The 22,381-nt window shown below is 42.1% G+C and carries 16 protein-coding genes, 1 tRNA gene and 1 riboswitch; of the genes, 6 read left to right on the forward strand and 11 right to left on the reverse strand.

Annotated features, from left to right (window positions below; genetic code table 11):
- Positions 1-5 precede the first annotated feature (5 nt).
- From thiE to OQ5_RS0100165, 8 genes are all read right to left on the reverse strand, one after another.
- Complete coding sequence (thiE, locus tag OQ5_RS0100135; RefSeq protein ID WP_016775546.1) at positions 6-617, reverse strand: thiamine phosphate synthase; 612 nt, start codon at positions 615-617, stop codon at positions 6-8.
- Positions 618-852: 235 nt separating this feature from the next.
- On the reverse strand, positions 853-1,182 hold the full coding sequence (locus OQ5_RS23305; protein WP_016775547.1) for a hypothetical protein: 330 nt from the start codon (positions 1,180-1,182) through the stop codon (positions 853-855).
- Positions 1,183-1,332: 150 nt separating this feature from the next.
- On the reverse strand, positions 1,333-2,145 hold the full coding sequence (locus tag OQ5_RS0100145) for a sulfide-dependent adenosine diphosphate thiazole synthase (RefSeq protein ID WP_016775548.1): 813 nt from the start codon (positions 2,143-2,145) through the stop codon (positions 1,333-1,335).
- A gap of 63 nt (positions 2,146-2,208) precedes the next feature.
- Positions 2,209-2,303: riboswitch (TPP riboswitch) on the reverse strand.
- A gap of 27 nt (positions 2,304-2,330) precedes the next feature.
- Positions 2,331-3,620 carry a uroporphyrinogen-III C-methyltransferase gene (gene cobA, locus OQ5_RS0100150; RefSeq protein WP_016775549.1) on the reverse strand — a complete coding sequence of 430 codons (1,290 nt, stop codon included), beginning with the start codon at positions 3,618-3,620 and terminating at the stop codon, positions 2,331-2,333.
- 100 nt (positions 3,621-3,720) lie between these two features.
- The gene (locus tag OQ5_RS0100155; RefSeq protein ID WP_016775550.1) at positions 3,721-5,418 is read right to left on the reverse strand and encodes an NADPH-dependent assimilatory sulfite reductase hemoprotein subunit; all 1,698 of its coding nucleotides are present in this window, start codon (positions 5,416-5,418) and stop codon (positions 3,721-3,723) included.
- Positions 5,419-5,660: 242 nt separating this feature from the next.
- Positions 5,661-6,428, reverse strand: coding sequence for a diflavin oxidoreductase (locus tag OQ5_RS25160; protein WP_369688178.1), 768 nt, complete (start codon positions 6,426-6,428; stop codon positions 5,661-5,663).
- Positions 6,422-7,447, reverse strand: coding sequence for a flavodoxin domain-containing protein (locus OQ5_RS22930; protein ID WP_082179421.1), 1,026 nt, complete (start codon positions 7,445-7,447; stop codon positions 6,422-6,424). The genes OQ5_RS25160 and OQ5_RS22930 overlap by 7 nt, the downstream gene beginning before the upstream one ends.
- A 94-nt stretch (positions 7,448-7,541) precedes the next feature.
- Positions 7,542-8,000, reverse strand: a complete 459-nt coding sequence (locus OQ5_RS0100165; RefSeq protein ID WP_016775552.1) for a precorrin-2 dehydrogenase/sirohydrochlorin ferrochelatase family protein — start codon at positions 7,998-8,000, stop codon at positions 7,542-7,544.
- 534 nt (positions 8,001-8,534) lie between these two features.
- Here OQ5_RS0100165 and OQ5_RS0100170 point away from each other — a divergent pair.
- Positions 8,535-9,071, forward strand: a complete 537-nt coding sequence (locus OQ5_RS0100170) for a GNAT family N-acetyltransferase (RefSeq protein ID WP_016775553.1) — start codon at positions 8,535-8,537, stop codon at positions 9,069-9,071.
- Between the two features lie 191 nt (positions 9,072-9,262).
- On the opposite strand, the gene OQ5_RS0100175 is transcribed toward OQ5_RS0100170, so the two are convergent.
- Both OQ5_RS0100175 and OQ5_RS0100185 read right to left on the reverse strand, forming a co-directional pair.
- Positions 9,263-9,336 (reverse strand) — tRNA-Arg (locus OQ5_RS0100175).
- A gap of 480 nt (positions 9,337-9,816) precedes the next feature.
- Positions 9,817-10,116, reverse strand: coding sequence for a hypothetical protein (locus OQ5_RS0100185; protein ID WP_016775555.1), 300 nt, complete (start codon positions 10,114-10,116; stop codon positions 9,817-9,819).
- 624 nt (positions 10,117-10,740) lie between these two features.
- Between OQ5_RS0100185 and OQ5_RS0100195 the strand changes: the two genes are divergently transcribed.
- From OQ5_RS0100195 to OQ5_RS0100205, 3 genes are read left to right on the forward strand one after another with little or no spacing between them, the layout of a single operon-like run.
- On the forward strand, positions 10,741-12,465 hold the full coding sequence (locus OQ5_RS0100195) for a M23 family metallopeptidase (protein WP_016775557.1): 1,725 nt from the start codon (positions 10,741-10,743) through the stop codon (positions 12,463-12,465).
- A gap of 8 nt (positions 12,466-12,473) precedes the next feature.
- Entirely contained in the window at positions 12,474-14,594 is a 2,121-nt protein-coding gene (locus OQ5_RS0100200) for a tetratricopeptide repeat protein (RefSeq protein WP_016775558.1), read from the forward strand.
- Positions 14,591-16,597, forward strand: coding sequence for an AAA family ATPase (locus OQ5_RS0100205; RefSeq protein WP_016775559.1), 2,007 nt, complete (start codon positions 14,591-14,593; stop codon positions 16,595-16,597). Before OQ5_RS0100200 ends, OQ5_RS0100205 begins: the two co-directional genes overlap by 4 nt.
- A 2-nt stretch (positions 16,598-16,599) precedes the next feature.
- On the opposite strand, the gene OQ5_RS0100210 is transcribed toward OQ5_RS0100205, so the two are convergent.
- On the reverse strand, positions 16,600-17,214 hold the full coding sequence (locus OQ5_RS0100210) for a trimeric intracellular cation channel family protein (RefSeq protein WP_016775560.1): 615 nt from the start codon (positions 17,212-17,214) through the stop codon (positions 16,600-16,602).
- A 368-nt stretch (positions 17,215-17,582) separates the two neighbouring features.
- Between OQ5_RS0100210 and OQ5_RS0100215 the strand changes: the two genes are divergently transcribed.
- Both OQ5_RS0100215 and OQ5_RS0100225 read left to right on the forward strand, forming a co-directional pair.
- Positions 17,583-20,753, forward strand: a complete 3,171-nt coding sequence (locus tag OQ5_RS0100215; protein ID WP_016775561.1) for a glycoside hydrolase family 2 TIM barrel-domain containing protein — start codon at positions 17,583-17,585, stop codon at positions 20,751-20,753.
- A gap of 535 nt (positions 20,754-21,288) precedes the next feature.
- On the forward strand, positions 21,289-22,350 hold the full coding sequence (locus OQ5_RS0100225; protein ID WP_016775563.1) for a uroporphyrinogen decarboxylase family protein: 1,062 nt from the start codon (positions 21,289-21,291) through the stop codon (positions 22,348-22,350).
- Positions 22,351-22,381: the final 31 nt, after the last annotated feature.

A 22,381-nucleotide genomic window follows, 5' to 3' on the forward strand; every position in this document is an offset into this window, starting at 1 on the left:
ATTGATCATTGTAAAGTCAATTGCTTTTGAGCCGCCTGTACTCGTTTTTCAAATTCTGTTGTTTGCATGAAATGTCTGACCATGGCAATATTTTTGGCTCCGGCAGCAACCACCTGGTGCATGTTATCAGGAAAAATACCACCAATGGCAACCACCGGGACTTTGGCGAAATCAATCACCTGTTTCAGAAGATTTGTGCCCACCGGTGGATCGGGTCTGACTTTCGCATTTGTTGGAAAGACAGGGCCAAAGCCAATGTAATCGGGCTTTTTATCCAGTGCTTCCCTGGCTTGCTCCAGAGAGTGTGTCGAAAGTCCTGTTTTCATATTCCCGACAATTCTGCGGGCATCTTCTATATTGATGTCGTCCTGTCCCAGGTGAAGGTAGTCAGCATCGCAAAGTACTGCAATATCCGGCCTGTCGTTGATGACCAGACTGGTATTCGTTCCTTTGGTAATGGTGCGTAAATCTCTTGCGACCTTTAACAGTTCCCTGTCGGACAAATGCTTTTCTCTTAATTGGAGCATGGAGATATTATTCTCCACACACTTTTCTGCGATTGTGGTATATGGTAGTTCCGGTTTGGTGATGATTACGTATATTCCAAAGTTGTTCATTTGTTGTGAGTTTTTATGAAAAGACATAAATTATATAGTGTCTGTCCATAAAGTACCATTTGCTGTGTTACCCTCGCCGCCAAAATCCTCATTTACGAAAAGTAAACTCCGGTTTTGGCGGCTTCGCAAGCCTTGCAACTGGCACTTTCTGAACAGACACATGACCAGAAACAACTTTTGCGTAATTTATAGACGGACACTAATTAGTGCTCCGCTGTAAACTCGCAAAAAATTTTCACAGTATGTGTGTCTGTACAGAAAATGTTTTGTCGTCAGCAACAACGGATTGTAAACCCCTTGATCGGTATAGAGGGGCAGGGTGGACAATTTCCGAAACCTTGAAATACCCCTGCTTTATGCTTTCGGGAACTCCCGAAAGCTTGCTGCACCCCTGCATGAAGGTTTCGGGAATTCCCGAAAGTTTGTTGCACCCCTGCATGAAGGTTTCGGGAACTCCCGAAAGTTTGTCGCACCCCTGCATGGAGAATTCGGGAACTCCCGAAAGCTTGTCGCACCCCTGCATGGAGGTTTCGGGAACTCCCGAAAGCTTGTTGCACCCCTGCATGGAGGTTTCGGGAAGGCCCGGAGCCTATTGAAGGGGCAAATCAAAAATGTTGTCCAATATCGTATTCATGAAAAGCTGAATACTAAATTTCCGTTCTCACTTCCATCTTCCATCCTCGGGCTTCCGGTTTGACCTTCTGCCTTTTGCCTGTCAGACTTCTACCTTCCTTTTTCCGGTTTCCACAACTTTCTCCATAGCAGAAAGTCTTTTAATAATAAGCCGGGCAACCTTTTCGCCGGAGAGCAGCATTCCCCCGAAAATGGGTCCCATTCGATAGCTTCCGCTGGTTCCGTTGGCAGCCATTCCGGAAACAAAAAGTCCCGGAAATACTTCCTTTGTGTTTTCAATGGTGGTACGTTCGGCTTCCTCCACGGAGAGTGAACGTTCGCCCATAACTCCGCCGGAGGGCGTGTTAAGTTTGATGTCATTTTTCCCTGCTACCGTATGTACAATTTCGCAGTCGTGTCCGGTACCGTCAATCACCGCCCGGGCCATCACAATGAGTGGATCGACATGCATGCCTTCACGGTGAACGGGTGCCCAGTTGATCACCAGACCACTGACTTTATTGTTATGAAAAACAACATCCTCGATGGAAGTACAATTGAAGATGCGTGCGCCGGCCTTTGTTGCAAAATAGGTGAGGGCAGAGGAGGCATGTACGGAATCTACAGTGTAGTAATCGTCTCTGTAATGTTTATAATCGATGGTCATTTCATCCAGAATATGCAGGGCATCTTTCTGAACCATGATCTCGTTAAACATCATGGCTCCGCCCCACATACCGCCCCCGGGAGCCAGCTTACGTTCGTAGAGAGCCACTTTTTTGCCGGCTTTGGCCAGGTAATAAGCTGCAATCAACCCCGAAGGACCGCCACCAACAATGGCAACATCAACCGAAAGATTCTCTTTGAGTTTACTGAAATAGGAATCAATAATTCCCGAAGATACAATTTGTTCCATAGCTTTATGATTATTAAAAGAAAAATCAGAAATCTATGGAGTGCGGAACTGTAAAAAGGTGAGCATACGGCAAAATGTCTTCCCTTCGCAGGCATTATCCTGATCAGGTAATTTGGGTATGATCTCAGCCTGATAGTAAGGCACCCCCTTAATTTTATTTGCTCGCAAATGTAAAGATTATGTTTCTATATCGCAAGCGGCATCTTTCTTTTTTCTTGTTGGATAATGTTGCCGGAAATTTCAGGCATTTTTTTCACCACTTCTCCGGCAATGATCAGCAACGGTGTGTCGGGCAAAAGTTGATCTTTACATAATTTATCAAGTTGTGAAATGACCGCTTTTGAATTCGGATTTGATACATTACTAATCAAAGCCACCGGTGTCTTTCTGTTCCAGCCCTGGTCAATGAGTGCCTTTGATATTTCGCACTGATGGCTGGCTCCCATATAGAATACCAGGGTGTCGGCTTCGGGCAGACTGCGGTTCGAAATGTTGTGGCCCACGCAAAACGCAACAGAAGAACCTGTTTCGCGGTGAGTCAGAGGAATACGAAATTGAGCGGCAGCTGCAAAAACACTGGTAATACCCGGCACAATTTCCACTTCGATATTATTATTGGTGAGATGTTGTATCTCTTCACCGGCACGTCCGAATATTAACGGGTCACCTCCCTTTAGTCTGACTACCTTTTCACCCCGTAATGCAGCACTCACCAGCAGCCGGTTAATCTCATTCTGCCGGATGTGAGGCTGACCACATCGTTTGCCGACTGGAATTTTACGGGCCGGATATTGTTCCAGAAACTTTGCGTCGAGCAGAGCATCATGAAAAATCACATCGGCTTCCAAAAGAAATTGATTGGTTTTCAATGTCATTAGTCCGGGATCGCCGGGTCCAAAGCCGGCTATAATAACCTTTTGTTTATTGTTACGATTGCTTTTTTCCGGATTTTTGGCTAAATGAACCCGGATGCGGTCTGGGTTATCTTCGCTGCCCCGACCATCTTCTAAGTCTTGCCCGGAGTTTTTTTTTATGTTGTTTCGTACCATGACCGATTGTTTTACATTTTTTCCGTTAGAGCCCACGGCAACCGTCATGTCGCCTTCTTTGTAGATGGCAGGGGAGATGAAGTCGCTGAGCCTGGGATTATCTGCAAGACTGACAAGAATACTGCGTGCATGGCAATGTTCGCGTATGATCTCGTTGGTGTGTTTGTTGTCGGTGCATGCGTATACCATAAAGAATCCTTCAAGATCGGACGGATCATAACTTTTGTGGATAATGTGAATGTTGTCGATTTCCAAAAATGCAGGATCGATTTTAATACCGATCACTGTTATCGAAACATTGAAACGATGCAGACTTCGAACCTTGGTCAATGCTGCATTTCCTCCACCTACAATCAATATCTTTTTGTCGGTTATATTGATCGAGATGGGTAAAAATTCCTGATGTTGATGAATGAAATTGTTCATGGCTTGATAGATTAATTAGATGTTAGATTGTTAGATATATGGCTGAGGGTTGGAGTTATACATAAGATAGACAGAAAAAGCCGGTCGGCGTGGACGAGGGCTAATGCCGGAAGTCTCTTCCGTGTTCTGTGGCGGAAATGTATTGCCGCCGGATTACAAAATCGCCAAAACTTTCGTTTTTCGCCTTGTTGAGGGCAAAATCGGCAAAAATGGGTTTTAGTGTATCAAGAATCTCTTGTTCGGTGAGTGTTTCACGGTAAAGTGCATTTAACCGGGTACCTTGTTTGTTTCCGCCGAGATAGAGGTTGTAGTGTCCGATAGATTTTCCAATGAGCCCTATTTCGGCAAGATATGGTCTGCCACAACCGTTAGGGCAGCCAGTCATGCGAATGACAATCTCTTCTTTCAGCAGGTCGTATTCCTTTAGGATTGTTTCAATTTTTCCGATCAGGTCGGGCAGGTATCTTTCTGCCTCCGCAAAAGCCAGACCGCAGGTGTTTAATGCGACACACGCAATGGAGTTTTTACGCAATCCGGAAAGCGAAGCAGGCCACACCCCGTGTTTTTTAAGTATTCGTGCCACCTTTTCTTTTTGCTGTGTATTGGCAATGATCAGATTTTGGTTGCCGGTAAGAATAAACCGGGCATCATCTACTTTCCCGGCCACCTCTCTGATGGCGGTCTTTAACGGAAGAGTTTCGGTATCCTTAACGCGGCCCCCTTCAACAAACAGGTTTAAACTCCATTTGCCGTTGGGTCCCTGTTTCCAACCGTAACGATCGCCATTGCGGATGAATTTAAATTTGCGTGCAGGGGAGAGTTCATAACCGAGGCGATTGTTAAGTTCATACTTGAACCACTCCAGACCGTTTGTGTCGATGGTGTATTTCAGCCGGGCTCTTTTGCGGTCTTGCCGGTTGCCGTAATCCTTTTGAATAAGTACAATCTTTTCAGCCACTTCCAGAACCTGTCCGGGCCGGCAAAATCCGATGACATCGCCAAGGCGGGGATAAGTGTCTGGATTCCCGAAGGTTGATCCCATGCCGCCTCCCACCGTTACATTGTAGCCGGCGAGACGACCATTTTCTTCAATGGCAATAAACCCAAGGTCCTGAGAGAACACATCAATATCGTTATAGGGAGGAATGGCAATTCCAATTTTAAATTTTCGAGGCAGATACCGGCGTCCGTAAACGGGCTCGATCTCCTCTTTGGTAGAGACCACCAGTTGTTTATTCAGCCATATTTCATGATATGCGGGTGTTTGTGGCGTTAAACGAGCCGACAGCTCACCGGCCAGTTGATAAACCTGTTCATGAATTACCGATTCCGCAGGGTTGGCATGCGACATGACATTGCGGTTAACATCCCCGCATGCAGCAATGGTGTCAAGAAGTGCCTCATTGATGCCCTGTATGGTGGTTTTCAGGTTTCGTTTAATAACGCCGTGTAACTGAAAGGCCTGACGGGTAGTAAGCTTAAGCGTGCCGTTCGCGTATTTGTCGGCCAGCTTATCCATCTGCAACCATTGGTCGGGGGTAGCAATGCCTCCTGGCAGGCGCACCCTGATTAGAAAGGAAAATGCCGGTTCCAGTTTTTGACGTTTTCGTTCTTTTTCAATATCACGGTCGTGCTGCTGATATATGCCGTGAAATTTAGATATCTGTGTGTCGTCTTCTGCTATAGCTCCGGTTACAGGGTCTTCAAGACTTTCTGTCAGTGTGCCACGCAGATAATTGCTGTCGTGCTTTATTTTTTCGAGCTTCGAAAGTTTGCTCCAGTCGATTTGGTTGTTCATTATTATAAAATATTTATGTTGTTATTGTTACAGTTGTCAGATGACTAAACGCAATGATGAAAAGTTTTTTATGAGTTATTCTACATTCCAATAGTCAGTTAAAAAAAGCCTAAACGCAGAGACGCGATGACAAAGTTTTATTATGAGAGAATTGTAGCTTGCGTCAATAATTGTGTAAACAATTAATTACCAAACGTCTGTAAAAGCTTAACGGAGTATTGACATTCTAAACATCTATAGATTTAATAAACCTCGGTCAGATAACGTTTCTCTTTTTTCAACCTGTGGAGGTATTCTTTGGCTTTTTCTGAAGTCATGCCTCCTTGTTTACTGATGATCTCGAGCAACGTTTTTTCCACATCAACGGCCATTTTCTTTTTGTCGCCGCACAAATAGAGGTATGCACCATCATTCATCCATTTGAATAATTTCTCTTGTTGCCGGGAGAGACGATGCTGTACATAACTTTTGGTCTCCTGATCGCGTGAAAAGGCAAGGTCGATCTTCCCAAGAAAACCCTTTTTCAGGTACTTTTGCCACTCTACCTGATACAGAAAATCCGACGAAAAGCGTCGTTCCCCGAAGAAGAGCCACGACTTCCCTTTGTGGCCGGTTGCTTCGCGATGCTGCAGAAAGGCACGGTAGGGAGCTATTCCTGTTCCTGCACCAATCATTATAATCGGATCGCCATTTGGCGGAAGGCGGAAGTTTTTGTTTTTTTCTATATAAACCAGTACTTCATCATCTGCTTCCAGGGTTTCGGCCAGGTAGCCCGAACATGCCCCGACACGTACTCTGCCTTTGTTGGTATATTGCACTTTCGATACGGTGATATGCACTTCCTCACCAACTGCTTCCTGGCTTGATGATATACTGTAAAGTCTCGGGGGCAGAGGACGCAATAATTCAATAAATTCGCCGGGCAAAAAAGTGGCTGGATATTCATTAAGCAGGTCCAGGATATCATGACCAAATAGGTACTCCTCAAGTTGTCGATCGTTGTTCAGAATGGTTTCAAGCTCTTTGCTGCCTGTTTTTGAGGCATATTTTTCAAGATATCGCGAGTAAGAATGGTTACTTCATAATGATGCTTCAGGGCTTCTTCCAAAGTTGTTTTCCCTGCGTGTGTGTCGACCGTCTCGGAAGCGCTATGCCCGAGAGTTGACAAAATCTCTTTTACCAACTTTTCCGGGTTTTGAGCAATGATACCGAGGGCATCGCCCGGTTCGTAAACCATTCCGGAGTTCTCCAAAGAAATTTCCAGGTGATATACCTCTTTGTCCGATTCGCGACCTGTAATGCGTACTTTGTCTAATACCTTAGCGCGGAAAGGATTAGCCGGTGAGTATTCGATTGCCTGCCCGTCTGTCGTAACTTCAGAATTCTCCGTAACGTGGGTTTGTAAATTCTGCTTTGATAAGACTTCGATGACCTTTTCAATCCATTGGGCGGCATTACTTTGGTAATCAACATCACAGGTAACTGCCGGGGTGATAGGAGTAGCACCTGCACTGCTGAGCGCGTGATCAATGTCTAATCCTGTTTTGCAGAAATATTTATAGCTTTTGTCGCCCAGTGCCAATACAGAGTAGTTAAGTTGCTTCAGTTTTGGCGCTCTTTTTCCCGTCACAAACTGATGGAAATCTTCGGCCATAAGGGGTGGTTCACCTTCGCCATGGGTGCTCACAACCACCAGAAGGTTTTTTTCATCTTTAAGATTTCGCACATTATACTCGTCCATGGCAGTAATGGTACTGTCAATGTTGTTTGCTACTGCCTTTTCGTGCAATTTTTTGGCAATTGATTCACTATGGCCTGTGTGCGTTCCATACAATATGGTTAAACGCGTCCGTTGTGTGTCGGAGGCGGTTTTACTGGATACGTACTCCTCGCTCTTTATACCGGGTGAGTGGTTCAGACCCTGAAAATATCCACTCAGCCACAAGGCCTGTTCTGGTGAAAGCTGATGCGTTAACTGCTCAAGAGCTTTCAGCTGAGTTGCTTCCAAAGGTGATAGTTTAATGCTCATTTTATTGATAAATTGTTAGTTATTTGTTTTATGAATGACGACGAAATGGGAAATGTAAAGCGTAACACAGCAAATGGCGCTTTATGAACAGACACTAAATAGCCCTTATCTTTTCAAAATAATTTTTAATCAAATCACGTGTTCGTATCGTACCATATACATCGGTTCCGTTTGAACTTACTGCAATGCGTAAATGCCCATTTTGATAAATTGCCGGTGAAACAAACTGGCAAAGGGCAGGATGATCGTGAATGTTTACCAATACGCCTGCATCCCGGCCGTCCCTTGCTATTCGCTTGTCAAGATCAGGATTGTTGGTGCAGGAATAAAGCATCAGATAGCCTGTCAGGTCCGATTTTTCATACGACTTAACGTAATAAGGTATGCCACTGTGTTTTATTTCATCGCATACACTAAGTGCAATAACTTCTAACTTTGCTTCAAAGCGTTGAAGTATTTTTATTTTATTCCATGCCGATTGCCCACCCCCGATAACGAGTATCTTTTCGTCAGCTATGTCAATGGCAACCGGAAGAAAATTTTTTTGTCCCATGATTATTTTATGTTTTAAGCTTTTTCTTTAGAAACATAAAAAAAGACCCTTCCACGTATTGCAGAAGGGTCTTAATTAGTCACTTACTATTGGTTTTTGGTTTCTTCCAACTATGGTGGTTTTCCCTTCTGCATAACTCTATCCGGACACATACACATCATGGCACATGTCATATTCATCATTTTATTTGCAGAAGGCCGGTTATATATCATCAGTTGTTTAAGTATATTTGTTGTAATCCCTATTAGTATTATAGGTAATTAATTGCTTTATTTATTGTCTTTATTAATTGATAATTAGATTTTTAATCAATAACAATGTTTTTATCCTATTAATAAACTCTGATTAATGGCAAATATATGTTGTTTTTGTAAAAATCAAAAGAAATTCGGATATTTTTTTCTTATTTTTTTACATCAAATAGAGACTCCGTATTTCCCCCGTTAAAATGTCGCATTTCCCCGTTGAACTCTTTTCCTTCGATGTTTAAATTTGCCTTAAAAGAATGAAGTCTTTTGGTATTCAGATAAAATCATGACAGATTTACATTTCAAGCCAGTAGATAAATCGAACTGGCCTGACCTGGAAAAACTTTTCGAGAGTAAAGGTGGTCCGCACAATTGTTGGTGTATGGTCTGGCGCAAAATGCTGGAAGGAACAAGCCGATATAATAAAGCAGACACGAAGCAATCCTTAATAAGTTATATCACTAATCAAACTCCTGTTGGACTCCTTTGTTATGACGGTGAAGAAGCAATTGCATGGTGTTCCGTTGCACCAAGAGAAACCTATCGTGATTTGGCTGGTGACAATACTCTGCTTGATGTTTGGTCATTGGTTTGCTTGTTCATTAAACGGAAATATCGGCAAAAAGGGATTGCCAAAGAGCTAATTGAACAAGCAATAAGATATGCTAAAGACAGTGGAGCAAAATATGTAGAGGCCTATCCGGTTGATCCACGATCGCCAAGCTACAGATTTATGGGTTTCAAACCGTTGTTTGATAAAATGGGGTTTGAATTTAAACACATGGCAGGAAAACGAAGACATGTAATGGTTTTGAAGGTATGAGACCAAAAATGAGACGAACATGACAAGCATTGTTTCAACTTATTAATCTTTAATCTATGCATATGGTACTTCGCACTTTCAAGTTGGTCCTTCTGTCAATAAATTAAATAAATTGAAGGCAAAAAGGGGTGCAAGCATTAAACGAAAAAACCGCAATCCTTTAAAAACTAAAGAATTGCGGTTTTGCTTTGTGATCCCGGAGGGACTCGAACCCCCAACCTCCTGGGCCGTAACCAGGTGCTCTATCCAATTAAGCTACGGAATCGTTGCGTTTGACAGTTTTCTCAAATGCGGTGCAAATATAGGTAAAATATTGTTTGTTCTGCAAAACGAGTCTGTAAAAATGTTGATTTTTTCTGCGGGGGAGCAACGATATAATGGCAATTTTAAGATTCACAAATTCTTACAAGAGAGTGGTACCAAATGTCACCACGATAAACATTACAGGTATCCCAGGTGCCTTTTCCGGTTCCATGTATTTTACAATAGTTCCCTTTCCATGGATATTGGGCTTGCGGAAAGGGAACTTTCTTTTTGATTCTGGATATACCGCTTCAGATTATGAATTAGTGTCTGTTCAGAAAGTGCCATTTGCTGTGTTACGCTTGCCGCCAAAATACTCATTTACGAAAAGTAAACTCCGTTTTTGGCGGCTTCGCAAGCCTTGCAACTGGCACTTTCTGAACAGACACACATATTGTGAAAAAATTTTGCGAGTTTATAGACACGCACGAATTAACAACGGTTAATCATCGGCGCGTTTAAATTTATCCCATGCCGATTTCCAGCTGGTCTTTAAATCTTCAAAAGCTTTATCTGCCCCGGTTCTTAGCTCTTTCCAGGCCTCTCCTGAAGAGTTTCTGATCTCTTCAAGTTTGGATTCAAATTTTGACTTCTTCTTTTTTAAATCTTCAATTTCCTTTTGGTATTTGATTTTCAGATCGGCTTCGGCTTGACGCGCTTTTGCATCGAGTTTATCCAGATCGGCCTGGAGTTCCTTGATTTTTGCATTGAACTTTTCAATATAAGCATCCTTGTTTTCCATAACTTTTTGTTTTTATTTTTTGTGATTACAACAACAGTGCGTCAAATAAACCTAAACGCAAAGACGCAGAGTATTAGAAAAAAGTTAATAGTCAATTATTTTAAACCCTGGGTTTTAAATATACAAAATAGTTCCCAATTTTTCTGTTAAAGTATTTTAATAATTTGTAAGTCAATTGTTTGGAATTTTACATGATCAATTACCAATTAACCAATTAACCAATTACCAATTACCAATTACCAATTACCAATTAACCAATTACCAAATTAACAAACCTGCCAATTCCTGCAGGGCAAACGGCGGAACTGAACGAACAAAACCCGGAACAAGCACCCGGCAACCAGCCACTCCTCATAATAAGAATTCAGCGTCTCTGTATCTCTGCATTTAAATCCTTCTTATTACATATTTTCGTTGTGACGAATTCATGTATCCCCGTGTCAGCCTATTATTTTTTTCTAATTTTAAGCCCACAAAATATGTGACCAACCTATACATTATGTACCTGGCATTGTTCAAACCCGATACTAAACTTTCAGGAGGAAATAAAATATCTGCTTTTGGTTTAATTTTTGGATGTAACATTTTGCCAGCAATCGGGTTTAAGGATAAAAAAAATAGTTAATGCGTAGAATTCATTGTTTATTATTGTCATTAGTATTATCGGTCATACAATTTTTCGATATGGCTGCCCAGCAGCCACCGTCTCAGTGGCATTATCATTTTCCGCTGGATGAAGTAACCAAAGTGAGCGGAAGTTTTGGAGAAATCCGAAGTAATCACTTTCATTCGGGTGTTGATTTTACGACAAAAGGCAAAACAGGCTGGCCTGTTTATGCTGCCGACGACGGTTATGTGTCACGTATTGCGGTTTCGCCCGGAGGATTTGGAAAAGCACTTTATATTTCTCATCCGAATGGTCTGACAACTGTTTATGCACATCTCGAATCTTTTTCCGACTCCATTGATTCGTTAGTGACTGCACTTCAATACGAGAGGGAATCCTTCTCAATCAATGAGTATTTCACTTCGGGACAAATTGATGTTTTGAAAGGTGAAATAATTGGTTTTTCCGGAAATTCCGGCAGTTCCGGTGGACCTCATTTGCATTTCGAGGTAAGAGAAACGGCTGGTCAGCGTCCTGTTGATCCCCTGATGTTTCCCAACCTGGTAAAAGACGATATCAGACCCCATATAGCTGGAGTTAAAATTTATCCGTTATCTGCCGATGCTTCTATTAACGGTAAACCTGAAGCCAGCTATTTTCCGGCTGTTTTTTATGATGGTGCTTTTCATTTAAAACACAATCCGGACATTTCGGCGTCGGGTACCATCGGAATTGGGATTGATGTTCTTGATTATTATACCGGTTCCTGGCGCAAATGCGGCATCCACAGTATTGATTTGAAGGTTGACAACAGAGAGGTTTATTCATTTGAAATCGATGGATTCTTTTTTCATAATACCCGTTATCTGAACAGCCATATCGATTACGCAGAAAAGGTAACTTCAGGCCGTACCATTCAGAAGAGTTTTGTCGATCCCTATAATCGCAATGATGTGTACGTAACCGATGAAAATCGTGGTGAAATTGTAATGATACCGGGGGACACAAAGCATTTGTCTTATGTGGTGAAAGACATTTCGGGGAATGAGTCCTCACTAAATTTCGAAATACATGGGGAGAAAGCTTTGACAACTTACGGTTATACGGATAAAAATGGCAATGTTTATATCGATGCATCGCAACCTTTTACATTCGGGCAGAACGGATATGTTGTCGAGTTCGATAAAGAAAGTTTTTACAGAGATATTCGGGGAGATATCAATATCAGAAAGTCTTTTGTGTCAATTACAGGAACTGCAATTTCAGTACTTGATAAAACCATTCCCGTACACAAAACGTTTGAAATAAAAATACCGGTGGATTCAATTAGTAACAAAACCGGTCTTTGTGGTGCAAAATTCGGAAGCAATCAGCGGCTGGAGTATGCAGGCGGACGAATTGAAGGTACGCATTTTGTAATATCAGCCCGGGAATGTGGAGAATATCTTTTAACGCGGGATACGGTTCCTCCCGAAATATCGGTTATAAATCCGAGGAGTATGGATTACAGTAACCGTAATGAAATAACAGTCAGAATAAAAGATGAATTCTCAGGTATTGCTTCATATGACGCAACCATTGACGGGAGATGGAGTCTTTTTGAATATGACGCAAAAAACAACCGTATAATTTGTAATTTGAAAAAAGTTCCGTTTCTTGAAAAAGGAACGCACCGGCTGGTAATTGAAATTACAGATGGTGCCGGAAATCCCGAAAAATTTGAAACCTCATTCAGGTATTGATCAGATATATGCGTAAAACATTATACCTTATTTCGTTATTTTTTGTACTGGGCATCGGGAATGTTCAATCCCAGATAGATACTGACCGGATGACCATAATTGGGAGGAATGCGCTCTATTTTGAGGACTATGTCCTTGCCATACAATATTTTAATCAGATAATAAGGGCTAAACCCTATCTTGCCGAGCCTTATTTTTACAGAGCGCTTGGCAAATATTATCTCGACGATTACAGTGGTGCCCTAAACGATTGCAATGAGGCTTTGGAGAGAAATCCTTATCTAATTGATGCCTACAATCTTCGCGGGATTCTATATCAGAATATGAAGAATCCGGAAGCTTCTATCAAAGATTTCAAGCGTGGCCTTGATATTGATCCGCAGAATATTAATCTGATGATCAACCTGGGTATTGCATATATCCAGACCGGGCAGTTCGATAAGGCCATAGAAACCTATACCGAAATACTGGATACTTCGCCTAAACTTGTCAGGGCTTATTTAAACCGTGGACTAGCGAAATTTTCTGCCAGCGACACCACCGGGGCATTGGAAGATTTCTCAAAAGCCATCGAAGTTAATCCTTATATTCCTGATGGTTATGTAAATCGTTCAATGACAGAGTATTATCAGGGCAATTTTGAGGCTGCCCTGGCCGATATCAATGAAGCGATAAAACTGCGTCCCGATGAGTCTTCTTTTTACATGAACAGAGGAATTATTCGCTACCAGCTGGATGATTTGCGGGGTACAATGGAAGATTTCGATAAGTTCGTGGAGATGGAACCCCGTAATGCTATGGGATATAACAACCGTGGCATTTTGCGTGCCGAAATTGGTGACCTTGACGGTGCCATTGACGATTTCTCCCGTGTTTTGGCCTTACGGGGAGATGATCTTCCAACTCTCTATTACAGGGCGATGCTTTATAAAGAAAAGGGTGAATTCAGAAAAGCGTTGTCAGATTTTAATATTGTTGCTGATGCTTATCCTGACTTTGCTCCGGTTTATTACAACAGGGCGGAAGTGAAACAGGCCCTTGGTCAAACCGAGGCAGCACAGCTCGACTATAACACAGCCATGAAGATTGAGATGGACAGAAGAGAAAAGATTGACGAATCGGCATCTCAACAAATAACTGCCAGAGATGAAGAAGAAAAAGACACACCACGTAAACATAAGGAGACCCGGAAAGAAGACGACAGAAACATCCGGAACTATGACAAAATTGCCGTATTAGACGATTTTGGTACCGACCAGCCGGAACAGCTTACACCACATTCTTTGCGCGGCAAAATTCAAAACCGGAATATCATGGTCGACTTGCAACCCCCCTTTGGTATTTCTTTCTTCCCCGGTGATACACTGGTACACAGGGTACGCTATTTTGAGAGAGACGTTGAACGGTTGTCTGGTTTTCTTCTTTTTGAGCGTCCTCTTGAAATTACCAACGTAACAAAAGAACCCGGCAGGAAAATATCAGCAGCTATATTTGAAACCATATCAAAACTGGATCAAAAAATTGATACTGCTTCATCTGATACAGACAGAATACCCTTCCTTATGGAACGTGGACTTCTCTATATGGATGTTTTAAACCTGAACAATGCAATCGACAATTTTAACCGGATCATCAATATTGACCCGGATCATTATATTGCCCGCTTTGCCAGAGCTTTCACCAGATACAAGATGGTGCAGACCGTAAACGAGATGAGCACCAAAGAAATTCAGGATGAAGATCCTATGGCTGTTTCGGAGGCCGGAGACGAACTCAGTCAGCAGACCATTCTTGACTATAACATGATTATTGACGATCTTGAAAAAGTAGTAGAAATTGAACCCGAATTCGAATTTGCATGGTTCAATCTTGGCTATATGAGCAGCGTTCTTCGTAACTTTGAAGAGGCTGTTGAGTTCTATTCCAAAGCTATTGAAAAGAACAGTGATTTTGCTGAAGCCTATTTTAACAGAGGGTTGGTAAGAATTTTTCTTGGTAAGACATCCGAAGGTACGCTCGACCTGAGTAAGGCTGGCGAGTTAGGAGTTTATGAGGCATATAGTGTGATAAAACGTTACGGCTCTTATGAGGTGGAACAAAACATTGAAGAAAAAGAAGAGCAGCGATGAACGAACTGCCCGTAAATATGGATTTGGATAATGTTGAATTCCAAAATGCGCTTCAACTGATCCAATATACCAATTCGTCGGTATTTCTGACAGGACGTGCCGGTACGGGAAAATCTACGTTTTTACGCTATATCTGCGAAAATACGCATAAAAAGCATATTGTGGTGGCGCCAACAGGTATTGCGGCTATTAATGCCGGTGGTGTTACAATGCATTCCTTTTTTAAAATACCATTTCGCCCAATTCTTCCCGATGATCCGGATCTTTCCACCAAAGACGGCCGTATTTTTGATTTCCTGAAATACAATAAGGAAAAGATCAAGCTTATTCGGGAGACCGATTTGCTTATTATCGATGAAGTATCCATGGTAAGGGTCGATATTCTCGATTTTATTGACCAGGTACTGCGTGTTTACACAAAGAATAAAACCTTACCTTTTGGTGGCAAACAGGTACTGATGGTGGGAGATGCTTTTCAGCTTGAACCGGTAGTCAAATCGGACGACTGGAAAATACTCAGCCGGTTTTACAAGTCGCCTTTTTTCTTTTCGGCCCGTGTATTCTCACGTATCCCGTTGGTCCAAATTGAATTAAAGAAGGTTTACCGCCAAAATGATGAAGGCTTTGTTCGGATGTTGGACAAAATAAGAGTAAATTCGGCTACTCCCAAAGATATTTCGCGGATTAACGAGCGTCTTGACAGGAATTTTGATCCACCTGCCCATGACTTGTTTATTACACTGGCTACAAGGCGCGATACTGTGAATTATATAAACGACAAGAAACTTGACGAACTACCGGGCGATATGTTTACTCTTACCGGTGAAATTCAGGGTGAATTCCCGGATTCGGCTTTGCCAACACTGCGTGAACTTGTTTTAAAGGAGAATGCACAGGTGATGTTTGTAAAAAACGACCCGCAACGCAGATGGTATAATGGAACACTGGGTCTTGTAGAGGATATCGATGAGGAAGGCATCTATGTCCGAACCGGGGACGACCAGATTCATCTGGTTACAATGGAGAAGTGGCTCAATTTGAGATATCGCTACGATGAAAAGAACAATCGCATTATCGAAGAGGAGATAGGCTCCTTTACCCAGTATCCGCTTCGGCTTGCCTGGGCAATTACAGTGCACAAAAGTCAGGGTTTAACATTCGATAAAGTGGTTATCGATTTCAGTGGTGGTGCTTTTGCAGGAGGTCAGCTTTATGTGGCACTAAGCCGGTGCCGCTCGTTGAACGGTATTGTGCTGAAAACACCTGTTACTTCACGGGATATTATCATCAATCCACAGGTTCAGGAGTTTGCCCGGTCCGCTAACGACCAGAAACTAATCCGCGAAGAACTGACTAAAGCAAAGGCCGATATGTTGTATGTTTCGGCTCTGAAAAGTTTCCGTCAGGGAAATTGGCTGGAGGCCGCACGGGAGTTCGCAAAAGCAGTAGGTTATCGCAAGGACGATCTTTTAAAGCCTGAAATCCAGCGATTCATGGCATCTCAGATGACCTTTGCTAACCGCCTTAAAGCCAAAATTACCGAGTTAGAGAATGAACTGGCCCGGCAACAAAAGAATGTTGAGGAGTTTGCTCGTGAATATTTCCTGATGGCCAATGAATGTGAGGTAAAATTTAACGACCAGCGAAGTGCCCTGGCTAATCTGAATAAAGCGTTAAGTCTGAATCCTAAATTTGTGGATGCTTTGGTTCGACGGGGTAACCTTTTAACAAAAACCGGTGATCTGGAAAGTGCTGAAAGAGACTTTTCTGCTATTTTGAAAATAAAACAAAGGCATTTCGGAGCTCTTTACGGACGTGGAAAAGTTCGCTTTCAATTGCGACATTTTTCCGGTGCGTATCAGGATTTCCTCGAAGCTTCCAATCTTCAGCAATCCGATCCCGATGTTTACAAAAACCTTGGTGATGTTTGTGCCCGTCTGGGAGAAATGGATAAAGCCCAAACTTACTGGAATATTGCTGCCAGCCTTGATGATGAGGAGTGATTTTAATTATCAGGATTGTTAAATACAGGCATCGAAATATTATACCGGATTGACAATAATCGTATAGAAATTATTATACCTACCGTGAGTATCTCGTTGACTGGAAGCGGAAGTCCTACCCAACGAAAAAGCAAATAAAATAAAGCACCAGTGATACAGGCAGTTGCATAAATTTCCTTGTGAAAGATCAAGGGCACTTCATTCGTGAGTGTATCGCGAATGACGCCTCCAACTACAGCCGATGTCATTCCCATAATGACTGCTACTGCCGGATTAACACCAAGATTCAAAGCTTTTTCCAGTCCAATAATTGTAAAAACACCTATTCCAATAGTGTCAAATAGGAATAACGTTTTTCTTAGTTTTGCAACAAACTTTCGAAAAATGAAAGTGATTATGAATCCTGATGATATTGCAATTAAATAACCGTACCCTTGCAGCCAGGAGACAGGAGTCACACCCAATAGCAGATCGCGTATCGTGCCACCGCCAATTGCTGTCACTACCCCTATAAACATCGCTCCGAACAAATCCAATCTTTTGCTTCCTGCAGTTAATACACCACTTATAGCAAAGACCATCGTGCCTATATAGTCGAGCCAGATAATAACTTCCATGGATTAGTTTACTTTATCGGGCTGCAAAAGTAGAACTTATTTTGTTTCATGACAATCACTTATTTCTCAAAAAAATAATAAATTTGTTATTCAGATTGTTAAGATTCCCTGCTTTCCGGCGGTGGGCATACGACCTTAGAAACCCGCATAGCACTGTGAAACGAGCCCTGATTACTCGGGACGAGTTCCATTAGGCCTTGAAAAATAAATTTTATTCGAATGAAATGAGCAAGGCAAAGGTTACCACAATAGGTCATTAGATTTTTAGAAAGATGAAATGAACATAGATAGGTTTACCACAATAAGAACATGTATAAATCTTACATCCAAGCTTCATTAGACCAATAACTTAAGTAAATTTTATACGAATGAAATATTCCTGTTTCTTTTTATTACTGGCAATGGTACTTCTTACTTCCTGTACCGAATATAAAGATTATTCCGATGTTCCTTTTGATGAAAAAGAACCGCGCGACTGGGAAAATCCAGGAGTTAATCAGATAAACAGAGAAAATCCGAGGTCATGGTTTGTGCCATTTGCCAATACCGGTGAGGTTGATGCGGATAATATTTGGGCCTCGTCGTTGATCAAGTCGCTGAACGGCGAGTGGATGTTTCATTTGGCGCAAAATCCTTCGGAGCGCCCCTATTATTTTTATAAAAACGATTTTGACATTCGCGATTGGAAAACAATCACTGTTCCCTCAAACTGGGAGATGGAAGGATTCGACTATCCCATATATACCAATGCCAAATATCCTCATGCCAAGACACCACCCAAAATTCAGGATCATTATAATCCTGTTGGCTCTTACAAACGAACTTTTACCATACCTGACCACTGGAATGGCAAAGATGTCTTTATTCATTTTGGTGCGGTGAGCTCTGCCATGTATGTTTGGATTAACGAAAATCTGGTTGGATACAGTCAGGATAGTAAAACACCTGCCGAATTTGAAATCACTGAGTATCTCAAACCGGAAGAAAATACAGTATCGGTACAGGTATTCAAATGGAGCGACGGTAGTTATCTCGAAGATCAGGATTTCTGGCGATTAGGAGGTATCACCCGCGATGTGTTTCTAATGGCCAGAAGCAAACAACACATTAAGGATTTCAGGGTTACTTCGGGATTGTCAAACGATTTTAGAAGAGGTCTCTTTACCTTGAAGCTAATGCTTAATAATGTTTCTGTCGACGAGCCGGTGGTTGTTGAGGCTAATTTATATTATGGCGATGAAAAAGTTGAGAGTTTTATTGATGCTGTAGTGGAAAAGCAGGTAGAATGGAGTTCCGAAATATCATCTGTTAAACGCTGGTCGGCTGAAATTCCAAATCTGTATCGACTGGAAATTATTTTGAAAGATGAGGACAGCAGTGTTCTTGAGGTTATACAGCAGGATGTCGGATTTCGGCGGATAGAAATACTCGACCGCAAATTATTCATCAACGGACAATATGTCTATCTCAAGGGTGTCAATCTTCATGAGCATCATCCTCTAACGGGACATGTTGTGGATGAAGCTACCATGATGAAAGATATTGAACTCATGAAGAGCCATAATATTAATGCTGTAAGAACCTCTCATTATCCTCAGCCTGAAAGATTTTATGAATTATGTAACCGATACGGTCTTTACGTGATCGATGAAGCCAATATTGAATCCCACGGTATGGGCTATGGAAAAGAATCGCTGGCCAAGGATACCCTATGGAAAGAGGCACACTTGTTCAGAACACGAAATATGTTTGAAAGGGATAAAAATCAACCCTCAGTAATAATATGGTCGCTTGGGAATGAGGCCGGTGATGGTGTCAATTTTGATGCCACTTATGACTATCTGAAATCGGTTGACAGTAGTCGCCCCGTACAGTATGAACAAGCGCACGGTGGTCGCAATACCGATCTTTTTACTCCCATGTATGCCTTAATTGAGCACATGGAATATTATGCGAAAAATAACGGACAAAAGCCGCTAATTCAATGCGAATACGCGCATGCTATGGGAAACAGCGTGGGTAACCTTCAGGATTACTGGGACGTTATTGAATCGTATGATGTGATGCAGGGTGGCTTTATCTGGGATTGGGTTGACCAGGGGCTCATAAAGACCAATAAAAAAGGAGAAGAGTTTTGGGCTTATGGGGGTGATTTTGGGCCCGACACTGTTCCTTCCGACGGAAATTTTTGTATTAACGGTGTTGTTGACCCCGATCGAGTTCCTCAGCCTGAGTTGGAAGAGGTGAAGAAAGTTTATCAATATATCGGATTCAAACCGGTTGATCTTAAAAATGGCCAAATAGAAATCAGGAATAAATATGCTTTTCTTTCAACCGACCTGTTCCGTTTTGAATGGGAAATAAAAGGAAACGGGGAATTGATAAAATCCGGAGAAATTGAGAATGTGGCTTTATCGCCTTATGATGAGAAGGTATATTCGATAAATGCTGATTTTCCCGTTCATAAAGGCACCGAATATTTCCTGAATCTTTATGCCCGTCTGAAAGAAGGGATGGGTATTTTGCCTGCCGGGACCACCCTGGCAAAAGAGCAATTTAAGCTTCCTCATTTTAAGGCGGAGACATCACACAAAATTGTTGACGGCAGGGTGAATATGAAATGGGAAAAACCCGATACAGCAGTTATTTTTTCCGGAAATGATTTCAGTATCCATTTTGATGTTACCCGGGGTTTGATGACCCGATATACTTTTAATCAGAAAGAATTATTAAAGAGCGGTCCCGTACCTGCTTTCTGGAGGGCACCTGTTGACAATGATTACGGAAATGGTCTTCCTGTCCGCTCCGGAATATGGCGTGATGTGGCAAATTACAAAACCGTTGAATCATACGAGATAAACCAAAGAAGCAATCCCAAATCAATTTCTTTTGTTTATCAATATCAGGATAGTATAGGTGATAATATCGGACAATCCGAAGTATTATATGAAATTTACGGAAACGGAGAAATAAGTGTTACCCACCATTTTGTTAAGGAAGATGAGGGATTGCCCGAAATTCCGCGTATGGGTATGACCCTCATTATGCCCCGTGAGTTTGATCAGATGAAGTGGTTTGGTCGCGGGCCGCATGAATCCTATCAGGATCGTAAAACTTCGGCATTTGTGGATGTCTATTCCGGCTCGGTAGCCGATCAATACTGGCCTTATGTCCGGCCTCAGGAGAACGGCAACAAAACAGATGTCAGATGGCTTAGCATTACCAATGCATCCGGACAAGGAATTTTGTTTGAAGGTGACCAGTTATTGGAGGTGTCGGCACATCATAATCTTTTGGAGGATTTCGAATCTCCATTTAATGAGGATGGCCGGTTGCTTTACCATCCTGATGTTCAGCGCCATACCACCGATGTTGTTCCAGGAGACTTAACGGCTGTGGATATTGACCTTATGCAGATGGGAGTTGGGGGAGATAACAGCTGGGGAGCATGGACACACAAACAATACCGGCTAACCGAAGCAGAATATACCTGTAAATTTGTAATGAAACCACTAAAGAGTAGTGATACTGCACAATAGTATTCATTCGTGTATAATTTACTTAAGTTATTGGCTAATGGAACTCGCATGCAAGAACTTATACATGTTCTTATTGTGATAAACTTTGCCATGCTCGTTTCGTCAGTATAAAAATTGCTTAGGTTATTCGTCTGTTGGAACTCGCATAATTGATTTATACATGTTTTTTTGTGACAATCTGTATCAGGTTCGTTTCATCAGTATTTTTATGAAATTTGAAGAACTGCATGATATTTTTGTTTATCTTGCAATGTTTTTGGCTTAAAAAAAGTGATAATTGATTGTCAGTTAACATGGCATTTATGATCCGGTCTCTTACGGTTTTTGGGAATACTTAGTGTCTGTCCATAAATTACCATTTGCTGTGTTACGCTCGCCGCCAAAATACTCATTTACGATGAGTAAACTCCGTTTTTGGCGGCTTTGCAAGCCTTGCAACTGGCACTTTCTGAACAGACACACATATTGTAGAAATTTTTTGCGAGTTTATCGACACGCACTACCTAAGGATGCAAGCAAAGTAAAATTCACGCTTATGAACCATAAAGAACGCGTTTTATCAGCTTTGAATCATGAAAAGCCTGATCGTGTCCCCGTATTTTATTGGGCCGTTCCCGAATTTACTGAGAAAATGATTGCCCAGATGGGGTTTTCGGATAAAGACGAGATGCTGGAGCAACTAGGCATTGACTTTCGATGGGTAGAACCCGACTACGTAGGGAGGCCTTTGGTCGATAAAGAAAATGGCCATAAAGCGGACATCTGGGGCGTTGAATATGATCTGGTTGGGAGAGGAGACTTGCGTTATTGGGAAGCCGTTAAATTTCCATTGCAGGGCATTACCGATCCTGCTTACCTGGAGGATTATCCCTGGCCAACAACCGCGTTGTTCGATTTTTCGACATTACCCGGCCAATGTGAAAAATATAAAGATTATGCCATCATGACAGCTCCCGGATATTCTTCTCCGGGGCTTTTTCGTATTATTCAGCGTTTGGTGGGAAGAGATACTTTTTTGGATGTGATGATGTATAACCCGCGTTTTTTCAATGTCCTGGTTGAAAAAGTCACAGCATTTTATATTGATTTCATAGATAAATTTTTTGAAGCAACAGGCGATAAAGTAGACCTTATCAGGATAGCAGATGATTTCGGCGCCGATAGCGGATTAATTATCAGTTATGATGCATGGAACAACTATTGCCGGCCTGCCATTGAAAAGTTTGTAGATGTTCCGCGCAAGCTGGGGGTCAAGTTTTATATGCACAGCTGCGGAGGCGTCAGGAAACTTGTCCCGGATTTTATTTCGCTGGGTGCGGATGTGCTCGATCCTATTCAGACCAGGGCGGCTGGTATGGCCCCCGAAGGGTTAAAGAAAGATTTCGGGCAAATGATTACTTTCTCCGGCGGATTGGATGAAGAATTGCTTTTACGTAAGGGAACACCTCACCGTGTGAAAGAAGGTGTGAAAGAGCTTCTGGATATTATGTCTCCAGGCGGAGGCTTTATCCTCGGTCCTTCGCATAAATTAAAAGTGGAAACGCCGGTTGAAAATGTGGTAGCAATGTATGAAGCTGTCAAAGAATACGGGGGATAATTCTCTTAACCTGCTTTATTCATAAGTTTTC

Source organism: Anaerophaga thermohalophila str. Valhall (assembly GCF_000250735.1).
GTDB classification, from domain to species: domain Bacteria; phylum Bacteroidota; class Bacteroidia; order Bacteroidales; family Marinilabiliaceae; genus Anaerophaga; species Anaerophaga thermohalophila_A.